This window comes from Streptomyces sp. AHA2, from assembly GCF_036857595.1.
Lineage (GTDB): Bacteria > Actinomycetota > Actinomycetes > Streptomycetales > Streptomycetaceae > Streptomyces.
On record NZ_JAUQWJ010000026.1, the window covers coordinates 1 to 26,062 of the forward strand.

Here is a 26,062-nt window from a genome sequence, read left to right on the forward strand (position 1 = left end):
ACGCTGTTGAGTTCTCAAGGAACGGTCGCTTCCTTTGTACTCACCCTCTCGGGCTTTCCTCCGGGCGCTTCCCTTCGCTGTTCCAAACTCTATCAGTGTTTTTCCGGCCCTCCGACCACCGTCCTGCAGGCATGCAGAAGATGATCAAAGTTCGGATCTGATCAGTTTGGTTGCTGCCGGGCCGATGCGCGTACTCGCGTCGGTCAGCCCCAAGCAGGAGTTCGACTGTACACGCGGCCGCGGAGCGCATGCAAATCCCTTTGGGGTATGGTCTAGACCACTTCGGAGTGCCCGCGCGGAACGGGCACTTCAGGTGACATACGCTGCTGAACAGTGTGCCGTCCGGTACCTACAGGGACGGCCATACCGATCTCCACCCCTGGGAGGCTTCCCATGACCACCGTGACGTCCCCGCTCGCCGGACGCGCCATCGGACTGGCAGCCGTGCCGGATCCCGTCTTCTCCGGGGCCATGGTCGGCCCGGGTACCGCCATCGACCCCGTGCGTGAGCCCTCCGAGGCGATCTCCCCCGTGGACGGCGTCATCGTTTCCCTGCATCCGCACGCCTTCGTGGTCGTCGACGAGAGCGGGCACGGTGTGCTCACCCACCTCGGCATCGACACCGTGCAGCTCAACGGTGAGGGGTTCGAGCTGCTCGTGAACAAGGGCGACACGGTCCGGCGCGGGCAGCCCGTCGTGCGGTGGGACCCGGCGGCGGTCGAGGCCGCAGGCAAGTCCCCCGTCTGTCCGGTCGTGGCGCTGGAGGCCACGGCCGAAGCCCTCTCCGATCTTCGCGACGACGGCGATGTGAAGGCCGGCGACAGCCTCTTCCTCTGGAAGTGACCCGGTGCCGTCCGGGGACGGCGAGTACGACAACCAACGCGGGGGCGGGAGCCGCCGCACTAGCGGAGACGGGTGAGATGGAGACAACGCTGCGAGGCGTCGGTGTCAGCCACGGTGTGGCGATCGGCGAGGTTCGGCACATGGGGACGGCGGTGCTCGAACCGCCCGCGAAGCAGATCCCGGCCGAGGAGGCGGAGCGGGAACAGGGGCGCGCCCGCATGGCCGTGGAAGCGGTGGCGGCCGACCTGATGGCGCGGGGAAATCTGGCCGGGGGCGAGGCCCAGGCCGTGCTCGAGGCGCAGGCCATGATGGCGCAGGACCCCGAGTTGATGGCCGACGTGGAGCGGCGGATCGCCGTGGGCAGCACGGCCGAACGCGGGGTGTACGACGCGTTCGCCTCGTACCGGGAGCTGCTGGCCGGAGCCGGTGAGTACCTCGCCGGTCGTGTGGCCGACCTGGACGACGTGCGCAACCGCATCGTCGCCCGGTTGCTCGGGGTGCCGATGCCGGGTGTCCCGGACAGTGACGAGCCGTACGTGCTGGTGGCGCGTGACCTCGCGCCCGCCGACACCGCGCTGCTCGACCCGACTCTGGTGCTGGGCTTCGTCACCGAGGAGGGCGGTCCGACCAGTCACAGCGCGATCCTGGCCCGGGCGCTCGGTGTGCCCGCCGTGGTCGCGCTGCCCGGTGCCGGTGAACTGGCCGAGGGCACGATGATCGCGGTGGACGGCAGCAGCGGCGAGATCTTCGTCAACCCGAGCGATGAGAAGAAGGCGCAGCTCGAGGCGGCCGCCGCCGAGCGGAAGGCCGCGCTGGCGGCGTCGACCGGCCCGGGTGCGACGGCGGACGGCCACAAGGTGCCGCTGCTGGCGAACGTCGGAGGTCCCTCGGACGTCGAGGCCGCCGTCGAGGCCGGTGCCGAGGGCGTGGGGCTGTTCCGTACCGAGTTCCTGTTCCTGGACGACAGCGAGCAGGCGCCGGCCGAGGAGAAGCAGGTCGTCGCGTACCGGCAGGTGCTGGAGGCGTTCCCCGAGGGGCGTGTCGTGGTGCGCGTGCTGGACGCGGGTGCGGACAAGCCGCTGGACTTCCTGACGCCGGCGGACGAGCCGAACCCGGCGCTCGGGGTGCGCGGGCTGCGGACGCTGCTCGACCACCCGGAGGTGCTGCGCACGCAGCTGACCGCGCTCGCCAAGGCCGCGGAGGGCCTGCCGGTCCACCTGGAGGTCATGGCCCCGATGGTGGCGGACCGTGCCGACGCCCGGGCCTTCGCGCAGGCATGCCGGGAGGCGGGACTCCGGGCGAAGTTCGGTGCGATGGTCGAGATCCCGTCGGCCGCGCTGCGCGCCCGTTCGATCCTGCAGGAGGTCGAGTTCCTGTCCCTGGGGACGAACGACCTCGCGCAGTACACCTTCGCCGCCGACCGTCAGGTGGGTGCGGTCTCCCGTCTGCAGGACCCGTGGCAGCCGGCGCTGCTCGACCTGGTGGCGCTGTCCGCCGAGGCTGCCAAGGCCGAGGGCAAGAGCTGCGGCGTCTGCGGTGAGGCCGCCTCGGACCCGCTGCTCGCGTGTGTGCTGACCGGTCTGGGCGTCACCTCTCTGTCGATGGGCGCGGCGTCGATCCCCTACGTGCGGGCGACGCTGGCGAAGTACACGCTGGCGCAGTGCGAGCGGGCCGCCGCCGCGGCTCGGGCGACGGACAGCGCGGAGGATGCGCGCAACGCGGCCCAGGCGGTGCTGTCCGGCGAGTAGGACCGGGGACGGTCCGTGCGACCGGCCGGACGGGGGCGCTCCGCCATAAGCGGGGCGCCCCCGTCCGCGTTCAGTGCTGATGTCCGTGGGCGGGCCTGTCGTCGCCCAGGTCGGGTGGGGCGCAGTAGTCGACACCGGACTCCGGGGGGATGAGGTCTCCGGTGTCGACGTCGGTGCAGTAGGCGTCGAAGACCTCGCCGGCGGTGAGCGGCCGGAGTCCGTGGTCGCGCAGGCGCCAGCCGTAGACGCGGTCGGGCCGGTCCGGGGCGCTGGTGCGGACGACGAGCCCGCCGGGGCTTTCGGTGGCCAGTCCGAGGGCGAGGACGGTGGTGAACTCGAGTGCCTCCGTCTCGTCGAGTGCGAGGGAGTCGCCGTCCTGGGTGGTGTGCAGGGCGGCGACGAGGGTTTCGGGCCGTCCGGTGACACTGCAGACGAGGTGGCGGTCGCCCGCCGGGGCCGTGTCCAGGATGCGGGCGAGCAGGTCGGAGGCGCGGGTGAAAGCGGCACGTCCGATGTCCTCGCCGCAGGCGGTGCAGGCGCCGAGGCGGGCCAGGAGGGTCGTCGCGTACTCCCAGGTGGCCTGCCTCACCCCCTCGTCGACGAGCGAGGTGAGGAGGTCGGCCAGTGGCTGGCCCTCGTAGGGAACGGTGGGGCCGGTGACCGCGAGTCGAGCGGTGAAGCGGGTGCGGCTCGACGGATGGTCGGGGTCCAGGCCCTTGCGGGTGCAGAACTCCGCGTATTCCTCGGGGTCGAAGAGGGCCACGGTGGTGTGGCTGCCCTGGAGGGCGCGGGTCCTGAGCAGGCCCTCGACCTGTTGCAGGTAGACCGCGTGGTCGTCGAAGGTGAAGGTGCGGTAGCGCCGCATGGCACGGAAGTCGTGTTCGTCGGTGAGCAGGCCGATCGTGCCGGCGATCTCGCGGCGCAGGACGCGCCGCATGGTCCGGATGTCGGTGTGCGCCATGGTTCCCCCTGTTGCCTGTCGATCAATGCTCACTCACAGTAACCGGCGGCACTGACAACGGGGGCGGTGGTGCGGGCGCGGGCGAGGGCAGCCGCTGGTGCGACGCGGTGGCGCCGGCGGGAGTCTTCGCGGACGCCCCGCACGGTGAGTGACCGGGGCGTCCGCGAAGGCCGAAGGCGTCGGGCGCGCTCAGCCGCGCTTGCGGGCGATGTCCTCGTAGAAGCTCAGGAGGTCGAGGTTGTCGATGGAGCCCGGGTTGACGGCCTTCTCCAGCGGGGTGCCCTGCAGGAGGCGCTTGACGGGGACCTCGATGCGTTTGCCGGTGAGGGTGTGCGGGACGCCCGGCACCTCGATGATCTCGTCGGGGACGTGGCGCGGGGACAGTTGCTCGCGGATGGTCTGCTTGATGCGGTTCAGCAGGGCCTCGTCGAGGACGGCCCCGGGCGTCAGGTGGACGAACAGGGGCATCCAGTAGCCGCCGTCGGGCTGTTCGATGCCGATGACCAGGGATTCCTTGATCTCGGGCAGCCGTTCCACGGCTTCGTAGATGTCGGCCGAGCCCATGCGGACGCCCTGGCGGTTGAGCGTGGAGTCGGAACGGCCGTGGATGACGACGGAGCCGCGTGAGGTGACGGTGATCCAGTCGCCGTGGCGCCACACGCCGGGGTAGGTGTCGAAGTAGCTGTCGTGGTAGCGGCTGCCGTCGGGGTCGTTCCAGAAGTGGATGGGCATCGACGGCATGGGGTTGGTGACCACCAGCTCGCCGACCTCGTCGGTGAGGGGGTTGCCGCCGGGGTCCCAGGACTGCAGGTCGGTGCCGAGGCAGGGGGCCTGGAGCTCCCCCACGTACACCGGGAGGGTGGGGACGGCTCCGGCGAAGCAGGAGCAGACGTCGGTGCCGCCGCTGACGGAGGCGATCCACAGGTCGGCGCGGACCTCGTCGTGCAGCCAGCGGAAGCCGTCGGGCGGCAGCGGCGAGCCGGTGGTGGCGACGCACTGGACGCTGGAGAGGTCGAAGTCGCGGGAGGGGTGGACGCCGGCCTTGCGGCAGGCCATGACGTAGGCGGCGGAGGTGCCGTAGAGGGTGGCGCGGGTGCGTTCGGCGATGCGCCACTGGGCGCCGGTGTCCGGATGGCCGGGGCTGCCGTCGTACAGGACGATCGTGGTGCCGGTGAGCAGGCCGGAGACGAGGAAGTTCCACATCATCCAGCCCGTCGACGTGTACCAGAAGAAGCGGTCCCCGGGGCCGAGGTCGCAGTGCAGGCCGAGCTGTTTGAGGTGCTCGACGAGGATGCCGCCCTGGGACTGGACGATGGCCTTGGGCAGGCCTGTCGTCCCGGAGGAGTAGAGCACCCACAGGGGGTGGTCGAAGGGGACCGGCTCGAAGACCGGCTCGGTGTCGGCCGAGGTGAGGGCCGACCAGTCGAGGGCGCCCTCGGGTGCCTCGGTGCCCAGGAGCGGGATGTGGACGACGGCCCGCAGAGTGGGCAGTTCGCCGCGCAGTTCGGCGACGGTCTCGCGCCGGTCGTGCTCCTTGCCGCCGTAGCGGTAGCCGTCGACGGTGAACAGGACGACGGGTTCGACCTGCTGGAAGCGGTCGAGGACGCTGCGGGCGCCGAAGTCGGGCGCGCAGGAGGTCCAGACGCCGCCGACGGCCGCCGTGGCCAGCAGGGCGACGACGGCCTCAGGGATGTTGGGGAGGTAGCCGCTGACGCGGTCCCCGGGGCGCACCCCGAGGGCACGCAGTTCGGCGGCGAGGGAGCCGACCTGGCGGCGCAGCTCCGCCCAGGTCACGGGGCGTGGTTCGTGGGTCTCGTCGACGTACAGCAGGGCCGGTTCGTAGGCGCGGGTGTCGGCGGCGCGCAGGGCGTGTTCGGCGTAGTTGACGGTCGCTCCGGGGAACCACCGGGCGCCGGGCATGGTGCGGTCGTCCAGCACGCGCGCGTAGGAGGTCGAGAAACGGACGTCGAACCACTCGGTGACGGCTTTCCAGAAGGTGTCCAGTTCGTCCACGGACCAGCGTTGCAGTGCCGCGTAACCGCCTTCGGCGGGGGCTCCGTGGTGTTCGGCGGCCCAGGTCTGGAACTGGGTGATCCGTGCCCGGGCGATGCGCTCGGGGTCGGGCTGCCAGAGCGGCTGGGGACTTGCGGTCGACATGGTCGGCTCCCGGACTGTGCGCGTCGTGTGCGTCCTCCGCGCACGGGCTGGGGTGTGCGCGTGAGCGGCTGGCACGGACAATGCCACGTGATCGACTTCGACACCAGGGTGCGCCCCACATAGTCCGTGTCGTGAAGATGTGGTCTTGGCACGGGTGAACGGCAGTTGAACGACACGCCCGCGCGGGGCCGTCAGTGGCAGGCTGAGCAGCATGAACGGTCGTGACCTGGTGCGTTCGGTGAGAGCGGTGGCTTCGGTGGGGGCGGCGCAGGGTGTGCGTACCGTACGGGCAGCGTGGCGCAGGCAGCGGGCCGACGCCACCGGGCTGCCGCCGCGGGGGCCGGAGCGGGCCCGGGTGCCCGGGACCGTGCGGGACGCGGAGCCGGGGCCCGGGGGCGGTGTCGTCCGGTTCGGCCGGTCGGAGCTGCGGATCCTGGTGGCGGTCAACGGGGCGGTCTTCCTCGGCTGGGACGGGGCGGGGCCCGAGCCGTCGTACGCATTGGCCGGCCGGTGCCCGGAGCCGGATCCGCGGGCGGTGCTGGAGCCGGACACGGACGGCGGCTGGCGGGTGGTGGCCGAGCGGGTGACGGTCGTGGTCTCGCGGCACGGGGCGGTGGAGGTGCAGACGCCCGGTGGGGTGCTGCTGCGCCGTGATCTGCCGCCGCGCTGGTGGGAACCGGTCGGCGGGGGTCCGGCGCGCTGGGCGCAGCGGTCGGAGGTGCCCGCCGACGCCCGGTTCTTCGGGCTGGGCGGGCGCGCGGTGGGCCCCCGGCTGCCGGACGGGACGTACCGGCTGTGGAACACCGATCCGGGCCGGTCGTTCGCGCCGGGCGACGACCCGCTGTACCTGACGATGCCGGTGCAGCTGGTGGTGGCCGACGGCGGGACGCATCTGGTGTTCCACGACAACTCCTGGGACGGCACGGTCACCCTGCGGCAGGGCGAGGAGGGCGCGGGTTCCGGGCACGACCGGGCCGGGACGAGCGAGTGGCGCGTGGACGGCGGCCCGTCGCGGTACTGGGTCATGGCGGGCACCCCCGCGCGCGTGCTGTTCGCCTGGGCGTCGCTCACCGGGGCGCCCGCGCTGCCGCCGGCGTGGGCGCTGGGCCACCATCACGCGCGGTGGGAGTTCGGCAGCGAGGAGGAGGTGCGGCGGGTCGTCGCGGGCTATCTGGAGCGCGGGCTGCCGCTGGACGCCGTGCACCTGGACATCGATCATCTGGACGCCCGCCAGGTGTTCACCGTCGACCAGGACCGCTTCCCGAAGTTGCCCGTGCTGGCCGAGGAACTGCGGCGGGACGGTGTCCGGCTGGTGTCGGTCGTCGATCCGGCCGTGCGGGCGCTGCCCGGCAACGACGTGTACGACGCGGGCACGGCCGGGGACGTGTTCGTGCGGGACGCGGCCGGTGAGGTGGTGGAGGGGGTCGCGCGGCCCGGAGAGGCGGTGTTCCCGGACTTCACCGACGCGCGCGTGCGTGAGTGGTGGGGCGGCCAGTACGCGGAGCGGCTCGCGCAGGGGTTCTCGGGCTTCTGGCACGACATGAACGAGCCGACCTCGTTCACCGCCTTCGGGGAGGCGACCCTGCCGCGGTCGGCGCGGCACTTCCTGGAGGGCCGGGGCGGCGACCATCGTGAGGCGCACAACGTGTACGCCCTGTGCATGGCCAGAGCGGGCTTCGAGGGGCTGCAGAGGCTGGCGCCCGACGAGCGGCCGTTCCTGTTCTCCCGGTCCGGCTGGGCCGGGATGCAGCGCTACGGCGGTACGTGGTCGGGGGGCGTGGCCACGGGCTGGCCCGGGCTGCGGGCGTCGCTGTCGCTGGTGATGGGGCTCGGGCTGTGCGGTGTTCCGTACTCGGGGCCTGACATCGGGGGTTTCGGCGGGGAGCCGTCACCGGAGCTGTATCTGCGGTGGTTCCAGCTGGGCGCCCGCTTGCCGCTGTTCCGCACTCGCGCGAGCCCGGGGACGGGGCGGCGGGAGCCGTGGGAGTTCGGCCCCGAGGTGCTGGAGCACGCGCGCGTGGCGCTGCTGGAGCGACGCCGGCTGCTGCCGTACTTCGTGACGCTGGCGCATCTGGCCCGGCGTACGGGTGCGCCTTACGTGCGGCCCCTGTGGTGGCACGCGCCGGAGGAGCGGGCTCTGCGGGACTGCGGGGACGCCTTTTTGCTGGGCGACGCTCTGCTGGTGGCTCCGGTGCTGGACCCGGGCACGGACCGGCGCGCCGTGCGGCTGCCGCGCGGACGCTGGTACGACGTGGTGACCGAGGAGGCGTACGAGGGCCCGGGGCAGGTGCTCGTCGACGCGCCGCTGTCCCGGATCCCGGTGCTCGCGCGCGCGGGTGCCGTGCTGCCGGTGCGCGGGGAGGACGGCGGGCTGGAGCTGGAGGTGTGGGCGCCCGCCCGGGGCAGGACCGGCGGCGGGCTGGTCGTGCCGGACGGGGGCGAGGGGCGGGACGAGCCGGAGATCCGGCGCTACACCGTACGGTGGGCCGGCCCACGCGTGGTCGTGGAGCGGGAGGGCGGGGGTGAACCGCCCTTCCCGGTGCGTCTGCGCGGGGCCGGGGGCGGGTGAGGTCAGTAGCGGCCTTCGAACCAGGCCCGTACCGCCACCGTGTGCAGGGGGAAGGCCAGTTCCTGGGGCCTGCGCAGGAGGTGCCAGCCCTCCGTCTCGTCCGTCGCGGTGGAGGCCGGCAGTCCTTCCACCGGGCGCTCGGGCAGGAGACCGAACAGCAGCAGGTGCCCGTCGGGTGAGCTCATCGCGTCGACGAGCCGTACGTCGCGGACGGCCGCGTCGATGCCCGTCTCCTCCCCGAGCTCGCGGACGACGGCGTGCCGCCAGTCCTCCCGGTGGTCGACGAAGCCCCCGGGCAGGGCGATGCCCCCGCGCGCGGGGGCGACGGTGCGTGTGATGACGACCAGGGCGGTGCCCTGGGTGTCGTACACGGGTTGCAGGGCCACCGCCACGGGGAGCGGATTGCGGTAGGCGACGGCACCGCACGCGGTGCAGGTGCGGGGCCATCCGGAGACGCCCTCTCCGTAGGGCGCGCCGCAGCTCGAACAGTGGGAGTCCGGCGCGGAGTTGGGAACGGAGGCTTGAGTTTCGGACACGCGGCGGACTGTAGCCGATCACGGAGAGGGCGTTGCGGGCGGGCGGCTCGACGGTGCTTCAGCGGCCCCCGGACAGGGACTTCCCGGACACGGGGAAGTCGAAGTAGGTGTCCGGGTACGGCTCGGGCTTGAAGGTGTAGTGCCACCACTCCTCGGCGAGGTTCACGAAGCCGAGGCGCTCCAGGGTGGACTTCAGCAGCAGCCGGTTGGCGCGCTGTGGGCCCTGGACCCGGGGGTCGAGGGTGTGCGAGAGGGTGTCGAAGCAGTCGAAGCCGGTGCCCATGTCGACGGAGTTGTCGGGGAAGCGCTCGCCCTGCGGCGCGTGGCACGGGACGAGGGGTTCGCCGGGGCGGTAGGGCCGGGTCGGCTTCGCGGGCAGCCGGACCAGGGTGACGTCGACGGTCGATCCGCGGCTGTGGCCTGATTTCTCCGCGATGTAGCCGTCGGCGAACAGCCGGCTCTTGTCGACGTTCGGGTAGAACTCGCCCTTCATGGCCTCGTCGTCGAGGTCCTCGGCCCAGCGGACGAAGTGGTCGACCGCGCGCTGGGGCCGGTAGCAGTCGTAGACCTTGAGGGTGTGGCCCTGGCGCAGCAGCCGGCGCTGGGCCTTGTGCAGGGCCTCGGCGGCGGGGCGAGTGAGAATGCACAGAGGCCGGCGGTAGCCGTCGACGCGCTCGCCCACGAAGTTGTGCGCGGTGACGTAGCGCATCTCCTGGAGGATGGTCGGATCAACGCTGCGGAGCGCGACGAAGTCCTTCGGCGCCCGCGGTTCGGGCCGGGCCTGGGCGGGGGCGGGGGCGGTGGCGGCGGTGGCCGTGAGCAGGGCCGCGACGGCGGTGATCAGGGCGCGTGTCACGGTGGTGAGTCGTGTCATGGCCTTGCGTGTACCAGGAACCGGCTGGCGGTGGGAAGCGCCGGCGCCCGGACGGCCGGCGAAGGCCGGGTGCCTGCGGCCTACCGCGTGCACGGGGAGGGCGGGCAGGACCGCCGGCGGCTCCCTGGCCGCGGTCCGCCGACGGCCGGCCTCGTTCGTGCCCCCTGCCTCGTGCGGTTGAGAAACCTCCTGGTCAGGTGGATCCTGTACCTGAGCAAGCGACGAGTCGGTGGGGCCGGGAGCCGCCAGCGGCGGCGCTCAGCCGTGGCCGGACACCGCGACAGAGCCGCTCGGTTCGACCAGGGCCGTGCGGACCCGCAGAAGACGCGACAGCACGAGCCGCGAACAGATCTGAACAACGACCCGACCGGGCACCGCCGAGGCCGACGACCGGCCGCTCGGCCCGGCAGGCGCCCGGCGGCCGTCGGCCGGCCGTCATCGTTGCGGTCGGCGACCTTGACGCCCTTCGGGCGCCGGTGAACACTTCCGGTGTCAGCCGACATCGCCGTCCAAAGGCGGCGTAATCCGGCACGGTGGCGCGTGGTGCGCCAGCGCCAAGGCCCCTTCCCCCACGGGCGGTTCGGCTGCGACGGCACGCTCGTCACGGATGCCGGGCGGGGCGCGGGACCTCCCTGCCTCCGGCGGAAGTAGCCATGGGATACGCACCCTGCACGTGAGGCCCGGGGCGGTCCGTCCCGGGTCACGGCCTAGGAGCCGCCATGAGTAACGGAGACATCTTCTTCGGCGAGTTGATCGGTACGGCGATCCTCATCCTGTTCGGCGCCGGCGTGTGTGCCGCCGTCACTCTCAGGTTCTCGAAGGCCCGGGCCTCCGGGTGGATCGTGATCGCGTTCGGCTGGGGTTTCGCCGTGCTGGCCGGCGCGTACACCGCCGCCCCGCTCTCCGGTGGGCACCTGAACCCCGCCGTCACCCTGGGCCTCGCCGTGGACACCGGGGTGTGGGACAAGGTCTGGATCTACGTCCTGGGACAGATGGCCGGGGCCATGCTCGGAGCCGTCCTGGCCTACCTGGTGTACTTCGCGCAGTTCCGGGCGAACACGCGCAAGGGCGGCACCACCGAGGGAACGGTCGACGAACCGGTCCCGACGCTCGGCATCTTCTCCACGATCCCCGAGATCCGTAACCCGGTGGCCAACCTGATCACCGAGATCCTCGCGACGATCGCCCTGGTGCTGCCGCTGCTCGCCCTGGTGGGCAGCAACCGGCACGTCGAGGGCATCGGCATCGGGCAGATCGCCGGTCAGTCCGAGGGCATCTACGGGTCCGGCATCGCGATCATGCTGGTCGCCTTCCTGGTCGTCGGCATCGGCCTCTCCCTGGGCGGTCCCACCGGGTACGCCATCAACCCGGCGCGTGACCTCGGCCCCCGCATCATCCACTCCATCCTGCCGATCCCGAACAAGGGCACGTCCGACTGGGGCTACTCGTGGATCCCGGTCGTCGGCCCGCTGATCGGTGGACTGCTGGGTGGCGTCATCTACAACGCAGCCTTCTGAACCAGCCCGAGAGGTAGCCATGACGGACAACGCCGCGAAGTACGTCGCAGCCATCGACCAGGGCACCACGTCGAGCCGCTGCATCGTCTTCAACGAGGACGGCGCCATCGTCGCCGTGGACCAGCGCGAGCACCGGCAGATCTTCCCCAAACCGGGCTGGGTGGAGCACGACGCCACCGAGATCTGGTCCAAGACCCAGGCGGTCGTGGCCGGGGCGCTGGCCAAGGCCGGGCTGCGGGCCGACCATTTGAGCGCCATGGGCATCACCAACCAGCGCGAGACGACGCTCCTGTGGGACCGCACCACGGGCAAGCCGGTGCACAACGCCATCGTCTGGCAGGACACCCGGACGGCGGCGCTGTGCAAGCAGCTGGGCGGCTCCGACGGGCAAGACCGTTTCCGCGAGCAGACGGGGCTGCCTCTGGCGACCTACTTCTCCGGGCCCAAGGCGGCCTGGCTGCTGGACAACGTGCCCGACCTGCGGGCGCGGGCCGAGCGCGGGGAGATCGCCTTCGGCACGATGGACTCCTGGCTGATCTGGAACCTCACCGGCGGCACGGACGGCGGCCGGCACGTGACCGACGTGACCAACGCCGGGCGCACCATGCTGATGAACCTGGAGACCCTGCAGTGGGACTCCTCGATCCTCTCGGCGATGAACATCCCGGAGGCGATGCTGCCGGAGATCCGCTCCTCCGCCGAGGTGTACGGCACGGCCGTCGGCCAGCTGTCCGGCGTGCCCGTGGCCTCCGCGCTGGGCGACCAGCAGGCCGCGGTGTTCGGCCAGGCCTGCTACGACGTGGGCACGGCGAAGAACACCTACGGCACGGGCAGCTTCCTGCTGCTGAACACGGGCAACCGCCCGGTGACGTCGAAGAGCGGCCTGCTGACGACCATGGGCTACAAGATCGGCGGTGAGGCACCGGTGTACTGCCTCGAGGGCTCGATCGCCATCACGGGCGCGCTGGTGCAGTGGTTCCGCGACCAGCTCGGCATCATCCGCACCGCCGACGAGATCGAGCCCCTGGCGGCCAGTGTGGAGGACAACGGCGGGGCGTACATCGTCCCGGCGTTCTCCGGGTTGTTCGCGCCGTACTGGCGTTCCGACGCGCGGGGCGTGGTCACCGGGCTGACCCGGTACGTGACCAAGGCGCACCTGGCGCGGGCGGTGCTGGAGGCGACGAGCTGGCAGACGCGCGAGGTCGTGGACGCCATGTACCAGGACTCCGGGGTGCGGATCACCACCCTGAAGGTCGACGGCGGCATGACGAAGAACAACCTGCTGATGCAGCACCAGGCGGACGTGCTGGACGTCCCGGTGGTGCGGCCCAAGGTCTCCGAGACGACCTGTCTGGGCGCGGCCTACGCGGCCGGCCTGGCCACGGGCGTGTGGAACGACCTGGACGAGCTGAAGGCGCACTGGCAGAAGGACGTCGAGTGGACGCCGTCCATGGAGGCGTCCGTACGCGACCGCGAGTACCACAACTGGCGCAAGGCCGTGGAGAAGAGCTTCGGCTGGGAGGAGGGCGAGGACGACTGACCGGTCCGGCGGCGCACGCGCGCGGGGGCCGGCCGGTGGACGGCTCCGGGCTCCGGCTCCTGCCTCGCGGCGAGCCGGAGCCCGTCAGGTGGTGACGGCCCGGCGGTGCTCGGCGGCCCGGGCCATCGCGTGCTGGACGACGCCGATGAGCGTCTCCTTGACCGATTCCCGGTCGCGGGCGTCGCACATCACCAGCGGCACGCCGTCGTCGAGGTCGAGGGCCCGGCGGACGTCCTCGACCGGGTAACGGGGGGCGCCCTCGAAGCAGTTGACGCCGACCAGGAAGGGGATCGAGCGCCGTTCGAAGTAGTCGACCGCGGCGAAGCAGTCCTCCAGGCGGCGCGTGTCGGCCAGGACGACGGCACCGAGCGCGCCCTCGGAGAGCTCGTCCCACATGAACCAGAACCGCTCCTGACCGGGCGTGCCGAAGAGGTACAGCACGAGGTCCTCACGGAGGGTGATGCGGCCGAAGTCCATGGCCACCGTCGTGGTGTGCTTGCCCTCCACGCCGCTGACGTCGTCCACGGGGCGCCCGGCCTCGGTCAGCAGTTCCTCGGTGCGCAGCGGTCTGATCTCGCTCACCGCGCCGACGAGCGTGGTCTTGCCCACGCCGAATCCGCCGGCCACCAGGATCTTGAGCGTGACGGGCTCGACCGGGGGCTTGCCGCGCTCAGAACGCCCGAAGATCATCGGTCTTCTCTCCAGCTCGATGGGGGTCGGGCGGCGGGCCGTGGCGACCGCCGCCCGGGGTGTGGGCGGCGGTGGGCCGCCGCCTGCTCACAGGGCCCGCAGGCCGTTGATCACGTCGCGCAGGATGCTCTCGTCCGGCAGTTCCGCCGGCGGCACGGGACGGTTCACGTGGACGAACTCGGCGTCCACGAGGTCTCCGACGAGAACCCGTACGACCCCGATCGGCAGGTCCAGTTCCGCTGCGAGTTCGGCGACCGACTGGGGGTCCTCACGGCACAGTTCGACGATGTCCACGTGCTCCGGGGAGAGCATGTGGTCGGCTTCGGGGTCGTCCGCGTGCGGCTCCGCGACCACGACCGCGATCAGGTCCAGGCGGTGCTGGCCCTGGCTGCTGGTGCGGCCGCGGGTCATGGCGTACGGGCGGACGACCGGTCCGGCCTCGTCGTCGAACCAGTGCTTTCTTCCCTGACCGTCAGCGCTCATGTCATCCCACTACCCGCCTGCGGGCAGATCGTTGCGTGGAGCGGCACCCAGATGCACACCCACGCGCTTGACGAGGAGCGTCATCTCGTAGGCGACCTGGCCGACGTCCGAGTCGGCGTCCGAGAGGACGGCCAGGCAGCTGCCGTCTCCGGCGGCGGTCACGAAGAGGAAGGCGTCGTCCAGTTCGACGACCGTCTGGCGGACGTTGCCGGCCTCGAAGTGACGTCCCACGCCCTTGGCGAGGCTGTGGAACCCGGAGGCCACGGCCGCCAGGTGCTCGCTGTCCTCCCGGGTCAGGTCCTTGGAGACCCCGGTCGGCAATCCGTCACCGGACAGCACGAGTGCCTTGCGGATGCTCGCGACGCGGTCCACGAGGTCGTCGAGGAGCCAGTTGAGCTCGCCCTTGTCGGTCGCGGTGTGGCCGGTCGGCTTCGGTGCGGTCATCGACCGTCCCCCTCTGTCGTTCCCTGTGGTGCTGTGCCGCTGTGGGCGGCGTCGCCCGCGGCGTTCTCCTCACGGCCGCGCTGCCAGCCGCGCTGGAGCGAGGCCATACGGCTTCGTACTTCCTCGGCGTCCCGCTCGGCGGGCTCGGCCTCGTCCTCCGCGCGGGGCTCGGCGGTCCGCTTGAGCTGCGGGGCGAGGCTGGCCTGCCGGACGCGGCGGGGCAGGGGCGCGGTGCCACCGGCGTCGCCCGTGCCGGTGGTGTCACGCCTGCCCGAGGCGTCACCGGTCCCGGTCGTGTCACGCGTGCCGGGGGTGTGACCCGTGCCGGGGGCGTCGGCCTTCCCGTGGGCGCCCGGGCCGTCTGCCCTCGCGGCGGGGGCGGCGGTCTCCGGGCGGCGGACGCGCCTGGGCAGGGCGGACGGTTCGGTGCGGTCGCCGGGGAGCGGGGCCGGTGACGCGGTGGGTTCCTCGCCGTGGGCCGCCGTGCCGATGCCGCGGCGTGCGGGGTCCGCGCCCCGGCGTCGGGCCGGCAGGGGCGGCGGTGCGTCCGGCTGGGCCTCGCCGCGCAGGCCCGCGGGCGACGGGTCGTCGGTGCGGCGACGACCCGGAAGCGCGGAGGCGGCCCCGGAGTCCGTCCGGCCCGCCCCGAGGTCCTTCCGGCCCGGGTCGGTCTCCTCGTCGGGCCTGGGCCGCCGGGGGCGCTGGTCGGTGACCGGGCGGCCGTGCGAGCTGACCAGCTTGGGGGTGCGGCGGCGGGACAACGGGACGGGGCCGCCGAGTTCGTCGTCGGGGTCCGTGCGCTCCCGCGCCGCGCGGGCGTCCGCGGCCTGCCGGCTTGCGTCGGTGGCCCGGATGGCGAGGTCGTCCTCGGCGCGGACGAGGGAATGGCGCCGGGGCCGGAAGAGGCCTCCCTGCTCGCCGTCCTCGTCGTCCAGGGCGCCGGGGAAGGCGTCGAGGTCGACGGGCGCCTCCAGCTCGATCGGCCCGTCCAGCAGGGAGGCGGGCAGGCCCGGCCGTGGCGCGGACGCCGGGGACAGCGCCGTGCGCCGTGTGTCCTGCGGCTCGCTGTCCGGGGCGAGCCGGGGCCGGTCGAGCCGGAACCCGACGCCGTTGGTGTCCGGCACGTCGTCCGTCAGCAGCGCGTCGGGGATGAACACGACAGCGGTCGTACCGCCGTACGGGGAGGGCTGCAGGGAGACGCGGACGTTCTGGCGCTGGGCGAGGCGGCTGACCACGAACAGGCCGAGGCGGTCGGTGTCGGAGAGTTCGAACTCGGGTGTCTCGGCGAGCCGGAGGTTGGCGTCCAGGAGCGCCTCGGCGGCCATGCCGAGACCGCGGTCGTGGATCTCCAGGGTGAAGCCGTTGGCCACGCGTTCGCCGACGACCTGCACGGCGGTGTGCGGCGGGGAGAACACCGTGGCGTTCTCCAGCAGTTCGGCCACCAGGTGCGTGAGGTCGGCGACGGCCGGGCCGGTGACGGCGGTCCGCGGCAGTCGGCGGACCTCGATGCGCTCGTAGTCCTCGACCTCGGCGACGGCGGCCCGGACGACGTCCATGAGCTGGACGGGCTTGCGCCACTGGCGGGAGGGCGCGGCGCCGGAGAGGATCACGAGGCCCTCGGCGTGCCGCCGCATGCGGGTGGTCAGGTGGTCCAGGCGGAACAGGTCGGCGAGTTCCTCGGTGTCCTCGGTGCGGCGCTCCATCGCGTCGAGCAGGGTGAGCTGCTTGTGCAGCAGGACCTGGCTGCGGCGGGCGAGGTTGACGAACACCTCGGAGACGCCGGCGCGCAGTTCGGCCTGCTTGACGGCGGCCTCGACCGCGGCGCGCTGCAGGGTGTTGAGGGCCTGGCCGACCTCGCCCATCTCGTTCTTGTCGTACTCCAGACGCGGCACTTCCGTCTCTACGTCGACCTGTTCGCCCGCGGACAGGCGGCGCATCACGCTGGGCAGGCGCACGCCGGAGGCCTCGTGCGCCTCCAGCCGGAGCTGTCGCAGATCGCGGATGAGGGAGCGGCCGACGCGCACCGACAGGAACAGGGAGAGCAACAGGGCGATCAGGCCGAGCGCGCCCGCGATGACGGCCTTGGCGATGACACCCACGGCCACCGGGTGCACGCGGTCCTGATAGCGGTCGTTGGCCTGGTCGTTGAGGGTGGCGAGCTCGTCCAGCACGTTGCCCGCCGCGCTGTCCCAGCTCTTGGCGGTGACGCCGCGGGGCGTGCCGGCGCCGGAGTCGAGGGCGGCTTCCTCGGCGACGCGCAGCGGGGCGGAGGAGGCGTTCTTCCAGAAGCGTTCGTAGCGGTCGCGTTCGGCGACGGGCAGCAGCTGGAGGTTGACGTCGTACATGAGGGTGCGCTGGGCGACGAGGTCGGCGATGTCGCGCCCCTCCGAGCGGGAGATCCTGCCGACGATGAGGGCGGAGCCGAGCAGGGCGTCCTCGCGGGCGAGCAGTTCGCGGGCACGGGCGAGGTTGACCAGGGCGCGGTACTGCTTGTCCAGTTCGATGTTGTCGACGACGTGCAGGTTGGTCAGCAGGACGTAGCAGGGGTCGACCAGCCGGTTGTAGAGGTCGAGCGCCTGGGAACGGTTGACGGTTCCGTCCTCGACGCTGCGGCGCAGCGACTCGATGCCCTCGAAGGCGTCCAGCACCGCGGCCAGCCTCTCGCGGGTGTCCTCGCCCATCGCGTCGCGCACGTCCGGGTCGCGGGCGTTGCCGCGGATGCCGGCGACGGCCTCGTCGGTGGCGGTGCGGCTGCGCCGCAGCGCGGCGAGCCCGTCGGAGGCACGGGGGTCGGCGAGGTGGACCAGGGTCTGGCGGCGTTCTTCCTGCAGGACACGGACGGTGTCCTCGATCGGGTACCCGATCTTCTCCACGACGGTCGACACGTGGAACAGGTCGCTCGCCTCACGTCCCGTGAGGATCGTGGCGAAGGCCCAGATCGCGGTCAGGGACACCAGCGGCACGAGAAGCAGCGCCACGATCTTCCGGCGGATGGACTTCCCGCGAAAGCGCATGGCCTCCCCCAGCTCGGCCCCCGGGGCTACCCGGGGTACACGTGTGCGTCAACAAACGGCGCGAGCCTACTACCGACGCGCGGGGAACTCGAAGACCGGTCCGGAGGCCGAAGTTCCACGCCGGGCGCGCTGCATGGGGAGTTGTCCGGGCATTGCGGGAGTTGTCTCCCCGAAAGCGGGGGTGGCCGGGGGGTCCATCCCCTCGCTCGGCCACGGTGGTTGGCCGGAATTTTTCGACGCCGGGAATCTTCGGGGCGGGTCGTTCGTCCTTCTCTGTGGGAAATGGGGGCGGAATCGGCCACAGGAGCCGCATCCCGCACCCGGGCGGCGTAATACAGCGCAAGCCGGGCAGCCACTGGGGAGTACGCGTCTTCGGATGCGGGTGAGGGGTCTGCCGGCGGTGGGGAGTGACACGGTGATGGGCACGGCGGAACGGCGCGAGGCGTCCGAGGTCGCAGGGGCGCAGGTGACGGGGCATCGGGACCCCGGGCTGCTCGATCGCGACGATCCGGTCGGAGCGGCGACGGCGACACCCGGCACAGGTTCCGGTGCCGACGGCAGGGGCGGGGAAGGACGTGAGCGGCGCTCCTTGAGGCCGCTGTGGGTCGAGGAGCCGGCGCGGCGGCGCAGGCTGCCGGATCCGGTCCGCACAGCGGCCGTCCGGGCGGTGCTGCTCATAGCCGTGACGCTGCTTCAGGCCATGGTGGCGTTCCTGTGCACGATGGCCGGCTCCTGGCTTGCGTTCCCCATGGTCATCAGCACCGTGGTCAGCACGATCGTGGCCACCTGGGGAGCGCTCGACGTGTGGGTGACGCGCCAGGTCTGGAGCCAGCGCCACGGCGTGGTCTCCGAACCCAGCAGCACGGCACGGGCGCTGCGGCGGGAGCGGCGCCGGGCCCGGCGCCAGGCGCGCGTCGCCGAGCGGGCGCAGGGGCGGATACGCCGGCGTGGTGCGGCCGGGCAGTTGTCGCACTCGTGAACTGAGGCGCGCCCGAGGCCCGCTGCGGCCGGCGCGCCTCCCTGCGGGAAGGCCGCGCCGCGACTGCGCGGCCGACGCCTACGGCCGGTCGCGCAGTTCCGCCGGGACCCTCTACGACGTCGCCGGCGCCGGGCGCTTGTACATCCTGGTCGCGGTGATCTCGCTGTGGACCGCCTCGCCCGCCCGGGGCTGCTGCGGCAGTCCCGGGCGGAGGTGCTCCTCGACGCTGATGTACTTCAGGCCCGCCCTGAGGTCGGCGTCGTTGCGCATCCGGATCACCAGGGGGAACTCCGCCAGCGCGGTCGTGTCGAACAGGCCCGTGGTGTAGAGCAGTTGCACGCCGAGGGCGTCCGACACCGCCCGCTGCAGCTCCAGCAGGTAGGTGGCGTTGGCGCGGCCGATGGGGTTGTCGAGGAACAGGGTGCCCGCGTGCCGGTGCTTGTCGCGGCCGCGGTCGTTCGAGCGCAGCGCGGCCATCGTGCAGTACAGGGCGATGGCGGCGGTGAGCAGCTGGCCGCCGGAGAAGACGTCGCCCATCTGCCCGACGGGGACGCGCTCGGCGCGCAGCACCGCGTCCGGCTTGAGGATCTCGACGGCGACGCCCTTGGGCTGCAGGGCGGCGGCGACGCCCCGCAGCAGCAGGGACATGCCGTCGCGCCGCAGGTCGGAGTTCTTCTTCACGGCGGCACGCGTCGCCTCGTCGATGACCTCGCCCAGCCGCTCGGTGAGAGTGGCCTGGTCGGGCTCCTCGAAGCGGATGCGCAGGAACTCCTGCCCCGACCACTCGCCGAGCCCTTCCGGCAGCCGGGAGAGCCGCTGGGCCGAGCGCAGGGTGGCCAGGGCCGACTCGACCAGTCCGCGCAGCCGGTCCACGATCGAGTCGCGGTTGCGCTCCAGTTGTTCCAGCTCGTCGGTGAGGACCCGCAGCCGGGGTGCGAAGGCGTCCGCCCACTTCCGGGCGTGCTCGGGCAGCGCGGCGGCGGGCAGTTCGCGGATCTGCTGGCGGGCCGGGGTGCGGACCTGCTCATAGCGCGTGGAGTTGGCGTGCCGGACGAGGACGTCACCGGCCTCGCGGACCGCGGCCTCGGCGGCGGACAGGTCGGCGGCGCAGCCGCGCAGCGAGCGGCGGGTCTCGGCGGCGGACTGCCGGGCCTCCTCGAGGCTGCCCGGGTACGGCTCGGTCTCCTCCTGCTCCTCCTCGGTGCCGTGCTCGCGCAGCAGGTCGCGGAGCATGGCGGCGATCTCGTCGAAGCCGCTCGCCGCGTCCTCGGCGGCGCGGTGGGCGTCGAGGAGTTCGGCGTGCGCCTCGCGGGCCTGGTTCAGCGCCTCGGTGCGGGAGGCGAGTTCGGCCGTGGCGGTGCGCAACAGGGTCTGCGCGTGCTCGGCGTCGCGCGGCCGGAGTTCCTCGGGCAGGTCGGTGTGGGCCTCGCCGTCCTCGGGAGCGAGCCGTTCGGCCTCGCCGCGCAGCCGGCCGAGCTGCTCGCTCGCGGTGGACATCCGGGTCTCCAGGAGCTGCACCAGCTCCTCGGCACGGGCGGCGGCGGCCTGACGGCTGGGGCCGTCGGAGCCGTCGGGTGACTGGAGGAGCTGCTCCGCGCGCGTGCGGACCTTGTTGCTGAGCCGGTCCAGCTCGGCGCGGGCGGCGCTCTCGTCGCTCTCGGCGCGGGCCTGCTCGGCCCGCAGATCGGCTCCGACGCCGACCTTCTCGTACACCTGGGAGGCGGCCCGGTAGGCCTCGCGCAGCGCGGGCAGGGAGGCTTGCGGGGTGTGCGCGTCGTCCTCGGGCACGTCGTCCGGGGCGCCGGCGATCTCGGCACGCTCGGCGCGCAGGGCCCGGGCGGTGCGGCGGGCGTCGTCGGCGGCACGCTGGGCGCCGCGCCGGTCCTCGTCGGCGGCCCTCGCCCGTTCCAGGCAGGCCTGGGCGCCGGTCTCCGACTCGGCCGCCTCGTCGGCCAGTTCCCGCAGTTTCACCTGCCAGCCGGCGCGCTCGCGGAGCCGGAAGGCGAGACCGGCGAGGGCGTCGGCGGAGCGGCGGGCCTTCTGCGCGGCCTCCTGCCGTTCGTCCCGGACCCGCGCGGCCTCGGCGGCGGCCTCGTCGGCCTCGGCCCGCACCGTGCGCGCCTCGGCCAGCTCGGCCTCCGCCTCCTCGGCGAACGCGCGGGCGTCGTGCGCCGCCCGGGCCAGTTCCGCCAGCCGGCCGGCCGGGCAGCCGGTGCGCCAGGAGGCGAGCCGGGCGGCCAGTTCGCGGTCCTTGCCGAGCCGGGCGGCGAGCGTGCGGATCTCCTCGTCGCGCTCGGCCGCGCGGGCGCGCAGCGCCTGCCGTTCCTCGTCGGCGGCGTGCTCGTCGTGCATGGCGGGGTTCGGCGGGACGAGGAACACGCCACCGTCGCCGGTGTCCGGGGCGGGCGTCGGGGCGAGCAGGGCGGCGGCCGTGCCGACCGCGACGGCGGACCTCGGCAGCAGCGCCGCGTCGCTCAGGGCCTCCCGGGCGCGGGCGTGGGATCCGGGGTCGGTGATGATCACGCCGTCGACGAGTTCGGGCCGGGCGGCCAGGACGCGTGCGTGGTCGGCCGGATCGACGGCCTGGGCGAGGTAGCGCCAGCCGGGCAGCGCGGGGATGCCGTGCTCCCCGAGGAACTCGACCGTGGCGAGCACGTCCGGGCCGGGCGGCAGCAGCCCGCCGTCACCGAGGGCGCCGAGGATGCGGGCGTCGTCGGCGGCGGCCGTCCGCAGGTCGAACAGCTGCCGTTCGGCGAAGGAGACGGCGTCGTCGAGCAGTGCGCGCAGGTCGTCGGCGGAACGGTCGAGTTCCTCGGCGGTCAGGCCCTGCTCGCCCGCGGGGGCGGGCGGGGCGGGCTCCTGGTCGGTGCCGTGGCGGGGCTGGGGGATGCCGGGGCGGACCTCGGGGGCCAGACCGAGCAGTTCGGCGAGCCGCTCCTCCCCGGCCAGTGCCGCGGCGGTGCGGCGCTCGGCGTCGTAGGACCGCTCCGCCGCGGTGGCGGCGTCGGCCGCGCGGGCCGCGGTCAGTTCCGCGCGGGACTCGCCGGCGGCGGCCTCGCGGGCGTGCTCGGCGGCCCGCCGGGCGGCCTCACGGGCCGAGTCCCAGGCGGCGACGGCGGTCTTCTCGGCGTCGCTGGCGGCGAGGGCCGCGCGGGCGGGATCGGCGTCGGGTGCGCTGTCGTCGAGCCAGCCGGCCCGGACCGCTTCCGCGGTCTCCTGCTCGACCTCGGCGAGGCGCTGTCTGAGGTGCCCGATCTCGCTGCGGGCCCGCTGGGCCTGGGTGGCGGCGGCGGTGGAGTCGCGGTAGGCCGCGTCGCTGACCTCCTGGAGGGCCGCGGAGCGCTCCTCCTCCTCGTTGGCGAGGCTCTCGGCGCTCTCCGCGGCCGCGTGCAGAGCCCGTACGAGGTCGACGGCCGCCTTGGCGCGAGCGGCGAGTGCCGGGGCGGCGTCCCGCTCGGCCTCCCGGATCGCGGCGGACACGCGGGCGACGCGGTCGGAGGCCGCGCGGTGGCGCAGGACGGCCTCGGCGGCCTGCCACGCCGCGTACAGGGTGCGGGCGTCGGCGAGCTCGCGTTTCTGCGCGGCGGCGGACTTCTCGGCGGCGGCGAGCGCCAGCGAGGCGTGCCGGTAGGCGAGTTCGGCGGAGACGAGGGCGCTGCGCTCACGGGCGGCCTCGGCGTGCGTGACGGCGTAGGCGGCGGCCGTGACGCGCTGCGCCAGGTCGGCGGCGCGGGTCCGCTCCCGCACGCCGCGGGCGGACAGCCTGCGGGCCAGGGTCCGGGTGCGGCGCTCGGCTCCGGCGTGGACGTCACGCGCGCGGGCGCGGGCGTCGGCGGCCTCGACGATCCGCCCGAGCAGGTCCACCGACCCGGCGGTGAAGTCGCGTTCGGCCATCAGCTCCGAGCGCCGGCCCAGCTTGTTGCCGAAACCGCTCACCAGGTCGGCGAGCCCGTCGGTGTCGCGGGTGTCGGTGACCGCGCGCAGCAGCAGGTCGGTGAAGTCGGCGTCCTTCTTCACCGCGAAGAGGCCGGCGGCCTCGCCCTCGTCGGCGTTCATCTCGCGCTGGTAGCGGAAGAGTTCGGGGTCGAGGCCGAGGTCGCCCAGGTGCTCGATCCAGCGGTCGTGGATCTCCTCCCAGTGCACCTCCAGGTGCGGGTAGGTCTTGCCGGCCTCGGTGAGGGCGTCGCGGAAACCCTTCATCGTGCGGCGCCGTCCGCGTGCGCCCGACTGACCCTCGACGGGGGCGCGTACCGCGGTGGACTCGGCGACGGGCAGGTTGTCCAGGCTCAGTCCGGGCCCGGGCCGGAAGGAGTACCAGGCCTCGGCGAACTTGCGCGGGTCGTTGGAGACCTGCCGTCCGCGCCACTCGCTGACCTTGCCGACGACCACGCACTCGCCGGTCAGCACGTGCTGCCACTCCAGCGCGACGTGGCCGCAGTCGTCGGCGAGCAGGAACTTGCGCAGCACGCCGGAGCTGGCGCCGCCCAGGGTGTTGCGGTGTCCCGGCAGCATCACGGAGAAGATCAGCTTGAGCAGCACCGACTTGCCGCCGCCGTTCTCCAGGAACAGCACGCCCGCGGGGGCCGGCCGGCGCGGCGGGCCGACGGGCTCGTCCTCGAAGAACTCCGCCTGCGTGGGCGCGGGGTCGGGCACGATGTCGCCCACGCCGCGCAGGTCGAGCACGGTGTCGGCGTACCGTGCGCCGGCGGGCCCGATGGAGTAGAGGCGGACCCGGGACAGCTCGTACATGGCGGACTCTCGTAAGTCTTCGTGGGGTGGGGGATGAGCGGGGGGCGGTCAGGAGGAGTGGAAGGGCAGTCCGGCGTCGGCGACCAGCTCCAGGTCGTCGCCCTCCTCGGGGGGCAGCAGTGTCGGGGTGCCGTCGGTGACGGGGACGACGCCCAGCTCCAGCAGCTCGGCCAGGGCGGCGCTGCCGGCCAGGTCGCGGACCTGGAGCTGGTAGCGGGCGGTGGTGCGGTAGGTGCCGCCGTTGTCGTCGCCGGTGCGCTGCAGGAAGCCCGAGTCGGTGAGGAACGCGACGGCCTTGGCGACGATGCCGGTGGTGGAACCGGCGAGCCGGCGGGCGTCCTTGGTGGCGCCGGTCGCGCTGCGCCGCACCCAGATGCGCCAGGCGGCCTCCAGGCCGGGCGCGTCGGTGACCGGGTCGGTGTTCTCGCCCTGCTCGGCGGCGCGTTCCTCGAGCCGGTGGCAGGCCTGGCGCACGAAGGCGTCGACGCCGTTGACCGTGACGCGGCCGATGTAGCCGTCGTCGGCGAGGTCCTCGGGGCGCGGGAACGCCATGGCGGCGACGGCGAGATGGGCCAGTCCGTGCAGGAACCGGTCGCCGCCGTCGGCGGAGGTGCGACGCGCGTAGTCGCCCATGCGGACGGCGAACACGGAGTCCTCGGCGGCGGTCACGGCCATGCCGGCGCGCGGGGAGACCTCCAGCACGATGAGCCCCAGCCCGGTCGCCACGGCGTCGGCGAGCCGGGCGAACGGCGGGTCCTCCCGGTAGCGCCGCAGCAGGTCCGCGTACTCCTGGTCGCGGGCGGGCTGGAGCTTGGGCTGCAGTCCGAAGGACACGAGCCGGGCCGCGTCGGCGGCATCGGCGGGGATGACGGCGGCGGTGGCCGCGGGGGCCGGGCCTTCCGGCTCACTCCACTCGACGTGCTCGCTCACGGCTTGAACTCCTCGATCCTCGATACGTACGTGCGGGCGCCGTTCCCGGGCACCGTGCGATGACGAGCAGCCCGGGCGCCCTGGCAGGGCCGGGTTGCCCGCGAAACCGGGCCTTCCTGGGAAGGCCGCGCGCCCCGAGAGGCCCTGGTGCCCCGGGAAGCCGGGGTGTTCCGGGAACGCCGCGCACCCGGGGAGATCCGGGGGCCGTGCCGGCCCCGCGAACCCCCAGGCTCCTGCGAGCCCCGCGAACCCCCAGGCTCCTGCGAGCCCCGCGAACCCTCAGGCTCCTGCGAGCCGTGCGGACCCTGTGAAGCCCGCGGCTCCTGGGAGCCGTGCGGGCCCGCAAGGGCCCGAGGGGCCCGGCACCTCCGGGAGGCTCTTGCGGTCCCGGGGCCGGCCGCGGTGGGCCCGCGGCGGTTCGTCGGCCCGGGCATCAGGCGGCCTCCGTCCGGTCCGCCGCCATCCCCACCGCGTCCAGCAGCGCGGTGCCGACGATCAGGTCCGCGCCCCCGAACTCCTCGTCCTCCAGCTCGGTCCCGTCGTCCACGGCGAACAGCAGCTTCTGCTCGCCCTGCCGGTAGGCCGTGCCGACCGGCGGACTGGCCGCGTGCACGGCCAGCAGCGCGACCAGGTAGGGCAGGTCGGGGTCGAGGCGGCGGGCCTCGGCCAGCAGCCCCGACAGCCGGCGCGGCGCGTCGGCCGGCAGGTCGAGCAGCTCCTGGGCCGCCGCCATCTGCTCCTCGCTGAACCGGCTGTCGTCCGGGGTGGCGATGAGGTCCGGCTCGGGCATCTCGGCCCCGAGGTGCTCCCGCTCGACCGGCGGCGTGAGCAATATGTCGACGAGGTCGGTGATCCGGACGGACACGGGTGTGCGCAGCCCCGTGCCCCGCCCGAAGAAGGCGTCCGTGACCCGCACGGCCTGCTCCAGCGGCAGGGGCAGGACCGGCGAGACGAGATGGCCGTAGAGGTCTATCCCGGAGCTGGTCATGGGCGTGGCGAAGGCCTGCCGGTCCTGCTCGGCGCGGAACAGCGGCCCGGCCTCCAGCAGCCGCGACTGCAACTGGGTGTGGCGCCGGATGCAGTCCTTGACGATGTCGACCAGCTCGGCGGCGCGGCGCTTGTTCTCCGGGTCCTCCGACTCGTCCCGCGCCTTGCGGATGTTGGTGAGGATCGCGTTCTCGTGCCGGTAGCGGTCGGCCACGTGCTCGAGGGCCTCGGCGATCATGTCGGGCACGGCGGTGAGCCAGTCGACCGCGCGGACGTTGCGCCGGGTGGCGTCCAGGGCGCGGCGCAGCGTCTCGGAGTACTGCACGGTCCGGTAGCGGGCCTGTTCGGCCGCGAGCTGGGCGTCGGCGAGCCGGCCGCGGCTGATCAGCACCTCCAGCTTGACCTCGGCGGCGATCTGGGCACTCGTGACGTCGGTGTCGAGGGCGCCGACCAGGACGTTGACCGCCTCGTCCGTGGTCCGCAGGTAGACCTGGCCGCCGGGGCCGGGGACCTCCTCGATCAGCTTGAAGTCGTAGTCGCGCCGCACGTACGTGCCGTCCGCGCCGAACGTGCCGTACACGGCGCGGAACCCGCGGTCGACGCTGCCGACGTTGATCAGGTTCTCCAGGACCCAGCGGGCCACCCGTTCGTGCTCGGCGGCGGGGCGCTGCGGGGCCTGGGCGGCGATGCGCGGGACGAGGCGGGTGACGATCTGGTCGTGGTCGGCGCCGGTGTCGAAGTCCATGTTCAGGGTGACGAGGTCGATGGCCGCGAGAGCGACCTCCGCCATGCCGTACACCGTGTACTCACCCGCGAGGTTGGCCTTGCGCGCGTCCAGGTCGTGCAGGGGCGCGGTGCAGGCGAGCGCGCGCAGGCGCCGCGCCAGGCCCTCGTCGGCGGCCGGCCCCGGAGCGGGACGCGGCCCCGCGCTGAGCTGGGGCGGAACGCTGTCCGTCGATGCAGGCGAAGTCACGGTGCACAGACTAGGTCCTGGGTCTGACATCGTCCCAAACGACGCGGTACGCCTCCCCGGCGGGCCGG

General features: G+C 73.3%; 17 protein-coding genes. 6 read left to right on the forward strand and 11 right to left on the reverse strand.

Annotated features, from left to right (window positions below; genetic code table 11):
- The first annotated feature begins 393 nt into the window (after nucleotides 1-393).
- Both Q5694_RS31455 and ptsP read left to right on the forward strand, forming a co-directional pair.
- Entirely contained in the window at nucleotides 394-843 is a 450-nt protein-coding gene (locus tag Q5694_RS31455; RefSeq protein ID WP_333936917.1) for a PTS sugar transporter subunit IIA, read from the forward strand.
- A gap of 77 nt (nucleotides 844-920) precedes the next feature.
- Nucleotides 921-2,591, forward strand: a complete 1,671-nt coding sequence (ptsP, locus tag Q5694_RS31460) for a phosphoenolpyruvate--protein phosphotransferase (protein ID WP_333936918.1) — start codon at nucleotides 921-923, stop codon at nucleotides 2,589-2,591.
- A 70-nt stretch (nucleotides 2,592-2,661) separates the two neighbouring features.
- Here ptsP and Q5694_RS31465 read toward each other — a convergent pair whose 3' ends face one another.
- Both Q5694_RS31465 and Q5694_RS31470 read right to left on the reverse strand, forming a co-directional pair.
- Nucleotides 2,662-3,552: a hypothetical protein gene (locus Q5694_RS31465; RefSeq protein WP_333936919.1), complete on the reverse strand. Its 891-nt coding sequence runs from the start codon at nucleotides 3,550-3,552 to the stop codon at nucleotides 2,662-2,664.
- A gap of 189 nt (nucleotides 3,553-3,741) precedes the next feature.
- Entirely contained in the window at nucleotides 3,742-5,709 is a 1,968-nt protein-coding gene (locus Q5694_RS31470; protein WP_333936920.1) for an acetoacetate--CoA ligase, read from the reverse strand.
- A gap of 211 nt (nucleotides 5,710-5,920) precedes the next feature.
- On the opposite strand from Q5694_RS31470, the gene Q5694_RS31475 reads away from it, so the two are divergent.
- The gene (locus Q5694_RS31475; protein ID WP_333936921.1) at nucleotides 5,921-8,278 is read left to right on the forward strand and encodes a glycoside hydrolase family 31 protein; all 2,358 of its coding nucleotides are present in this window, start codon (nucleotides 5,921-5,923) and stop codon (nucleotides 8,276-8,278) included.
- Nucleotides 8,279-8,280: 2 nt separating this feature from the next.
- Here Q5694_RS31475 and Q5694_RS31480 read toward each other — a convergent pair whose 3' ends face one another.
- Entirely contained in the window at nucleotides 8,281-8,814 is a 534-nt protein-coding gene (locus Q5694_RS31480) for an NUDIX domain-containing protein (RefSeq protein ID WP_333936922.1), read from the reverse strand.
- A gap of 58 nt (nucleotides 8,815-8,872) precedes the next feature.
- On the reverse strand, nucleotides 8,873-9,688 hold the full coding sequence (locus tag Q5694_RS31485; protein WP_333936923.1) for a M15 family metallopeptidase: 816 nt from the start codon (nucleotides 9,686-9,688) through the stop codon (nucleotides 8,873-8,875).
- A gap of 719 nt (nucleotides 9,689-10,407) precedes the next feature.
- Between Q5694_RS31485 and Q5694_RS31490 the strand changes: the two genes are divergently transcribed.
- Both Q5694_RS31490 and glpK read left to right on the forward strand, forming a co-directional pair.
- A complete protein-coding gene (locus Q5694_RS31490) occupies nucleotides 10,408-11,205 on the forward strand; it encodes an MIP/aquaporin family protein (RefSeq protein WP_333936924.1) in 798 nt (265 codons plus the stop codon).
- A 19-nt stretch (nucleotides 11,206-11,224) separates the two neighbouring features.
- Nucleotides 11,225-12,745 (forward strand): glycerol kinase GlpK, encoded by a 1,521-nt coding sequence (glpK, locus tag Q5694_RS31495; protein WP_333936925.1) that lies wholly within the window; start codon nucleotides 11,225-11,227, stop codon nucleotides 12,743-12,745.
- 84 nt (nucleotides 12,746-12,829) lie between these two features.
- Here the strand turns inward: glpK and Q5694_RS31500 are convergent, their stop codons facing one another.
- The 4 genes from Q5694_RS31500 to Q5694_RS31515 all read right to left on the reverse strand — a co-directional run bounded on the left by Q5694_RS31500 (nucleotide 12,830) and on the right by Q5694_RS31515 (nucleotide 17,376).
- On the reverse strand, nucleotides 12,830-13,435 hold the full coding sequence (locus tag Q5694_RS31500) for a GTP-binding protein (RefSeq protein WP_333936926.1): 606 nt from the start codon (nucleotides 13,433-13,435) through the stop codon (nucleotides 12,830-12,832).
- Between the two features lie 87 nt (nucleotides 13,436-13,522).
- Nucleotides 13,523-13,918, reverse strand: coding sequence for a DUF742 domain-containing protein (locus Q5694_RS31505; RefSeq protein WP_333936927.1), 396 nt, complete (start codon nucleotides 13,916-13,918; stop codon nucleotides 13,523-13,525).
- A 9-nt stretch (nucleotides 13,919-13,927) separates the two neighbouring features.
- On the reverse strand, nucleotides 13,928-14,362 hold the full coding sequence (locus tag Q5694_RS31510; RefSeq protein WP_333936928.1) for a roadblock/LC7 domain-containing protein: 435 nt from the start codon (nucleotides 14,360-14,362) through the stop codon (nucleotides 13,928-13,930).
- Nucleotides 14,359-17,376, reverse strand: coding sequence for a sensor histidine kinase (locus Q5694_RS31515; protein ID WP_333936929.1), 3,018 nt, complete (start codon nucleotides 17,374-17,376; stop codon nucleotides 14,359-14,361). Before Q5694_RS31515 ends, Q5694_RS31510 begins: the two co-directional genes overlap by 4 nt.
- 418 nt (nucleotides 17,377-17,794) lie before the next feature.
- Here Q5694_RS31515 and Q5694_RS31520 point away from each other — a divergent pair, with 418 nt between their 5' ends.
- Complete coding sequence (locus Q5694_RS31520) at nucleotides 17,795-18,355, forward strand: hypothetical protein (protein WP_443040979.1); 561 nt, start codon at nucleotides 17,795-17,797, stop codon at nucleotides 18,353-18,355.
- A gap of 111 nt (nucleotides 18,356-18,466) precedes the next feature.
- Here Q5694_RS31520 and Q5694_RS31525 read toward each other — a convergent pair whose 3' ends face one another.
- The 3 genes from Q5694_RS31525 to Q5694_RS31535 form a co-directional block, all read right to left on the reverse strand.
- A complete protein-coding gene (locus Q5694_RS31525) occupies nucleotides 18,467-23,104 on the reverse strand; it encodes a hypothetical protein (RefSeq protein ID WP_333936931.1) in 4,638 nt (1,545 codons plus the stop codon).
- A gap of 48 nt (nucleotides 23,105-23,152) precedes the next feature.
- Nucleotides 23,153-24,034 (reverse strand): hypothetical protein, encoded by an 882-nt coding sequence (locus Q5694_RS31530; protein ID WP_333936932.1) that lies wholly within the window; start codon nucleotides 24,032-24,034, stop codon nucleotides 23,153-23,155.
- Between the two features lie 433 nt (nucleotides 24,035-24,467).
- The gene (locus Q5694_RS31535; RefSeq protein ID WP_333936933.1) at nucleotides 24,468-25,994 is read right to left on the reverse strand and encodes a hypothetical protein; all 1,527 of its coding nucleotides are present in this window, start codon (nucleotides 25,992-25,994) and stop codon (nucleotides 24,468-24,470) included.
- Nucleotides 25,995-26,062 lie beyond the last annotated feature (68 nt).

Bases quoted from the DNA above. Each gene is read 5' to 3' on its own strand.
- Q5694_RS31505 (WP_333936927.1), bottom strand. From the start codon at position 13,918: ATGAGCGCTGACGGTCAGGGAAGAAAGCACTGGTTCGACGACGAGGCC.
- Q5694_RS31525 (WP_333936931.1), bottom strand. From the start codon at position 23,104: ATGTACGAGCTGTCCCGGGTCCGCCTCTACTCCATCGGGCCCGCCGGC.
- Q5694_RS31490 (WP_333936924.1), top strand. From the start codon at position 10,408: ATGAGTAACGGAGACATCTTCTTCGGCGAGTTGATCGGTACGGCGATC.
- Q5694_RS31465 (WP_333936919.1), bottom strand. From the start codon at position 3,552: ATGGCGCACACCGACATCCGGACCATGCGGCGCGTCCTGCGCCGCGAG.
- Q5694_RS31515 (WP_333936929.1), bottom strand. From the start codon at position 17,376: ATGCGCTTTCGCGGGAAGTCCATCCGCCGGAAGATCGTGGCGCTGCTT.
- glpK (WP_333936925.1), top strand. From the start codon at position 11,225: ATGACGGACAACGCCGCGAAGTACGTCGCAGCCATCGACCAGGGCACC.
- Q5694_RS31485 (WP_333936923.1), bottom strand. From the start codon at position 9,688: ATGACACGACTCACCACCGTGACACGCGCCCTGATCACCGCCGTCGCG.
- Q5694_RS31510 (WP_333936928.1), bottom strand. From the start codon at position 14,362: ATGACCGCACCGAAGCCGACCGGCCACACCGCGACCGACAAGGGCGAG.
- Q5694_RS31470 (WP_333936920.1), bottom strand. From the start codon at position 5,709: ATGTCGACCGCAAGTCCCCAGCCGCTCTGGCAGCCCGACCCCGAGCGC.
- Q5694_RS31500 (WP_333936926.1), bottom strand. From the start codon at position 13,435: ATGATCTTCGGGCGTTCTGAGCGCGGCAAGCCCCCGGTCGAGCCCGTC.
- Q5694_RS31455 (WP_333936917.1), top strand. From the start codon at position 394: ATGACCACCGTGACGTCCCCGCTCGCCGGACGCGCCATCGGACTGGCA.
- ptsP (WP_333936918.1), top strand. From the start codon at position 921: ATGGAGACAACGCTGCGAGGCGTCGGTGTCAGCCACGGTGTGGCGATC.
- Q5694_RS31475 (WP_333936921.1), top strand. From the start codon at position 5,921: ATGAACGGTCGTGACCTGGTGCGTTCGGTGAGAGCGGTGGCTTCGGTG.
- Q5694_RS31520 (WP_443040979.1), top strand. From the start codon at position 17,795: ATGGGCACGGCGGAACGGCGCGAGGCGTCCGAGGTCGCAGGGGCGCAG.